Genomic DNA, 563 nt, shown 5'->3' with positions numbered 1-563 from the left:
CACCATTTTCAATCATTGCTTTAGCACCACCTGGTGGTACTTCTTCAGCTGGTTGATGTATCACAACGACTTTTCCTGTAAAACTATCTTTCATTTCAGCAAGCGTCTCTGCTAATACAAGCATGTATGCTGTATGTGCATCGTGACCACATGCGTGCATAACACCTTTATTTTGTGATGCAAAAGATAATCCTGTATCTTCAGTAATAGGTAATGCATCAAAGTCTGCACGGATTGCTAATGTTTTACCAGGTTTCCCTGAATCAATCGTTACTTTAATTCCACGTGGTCCGATATTCGTTTCTACTTCCACATCTTTACCTTTGTAAAATTCAGCGATGTATTTCGCCGTTTCATCTTCATGAAAAGATAATTCTGGATGCTGATGTAAATAACGTCTGATCTCAATCATTTTGCCTTCTTTAGATTTTAAAGTTTCAATTAATTGTTGATTCATATCCTTCATCTCCTTAGTTACATCATAAATGATTAATCATTATTTATATTGCCAACAACAGAGATGTTAACCATTAATTTTTTGCAATTTTAGCTTTGAATATAAA

Annotated in this window: 1 protein-coding gene; it reads right to left on the bottom strand. The window is 34.5% G+C overall.

From position 1 onward, the window contains the following. Positions 1–457 (bottom strand): amidohydrolase (locus IDG60_RS27100; protein ID WP_164825710.1); only part of this gene is annotated, 457 nt, incomplete at its 3' end. Positions 458–563 lie beyond the last annotated feature (106 nt).

The sequence above is a fragment of the Staphylococcus sp. EG-SA-2 genome, from assembly GCF_017152085.1.
The sequence above is the reverse complement of the archived record's forward strand: the minus strand, read 5'-3'. Positions and strand labels throughout refer to the sequence as shown.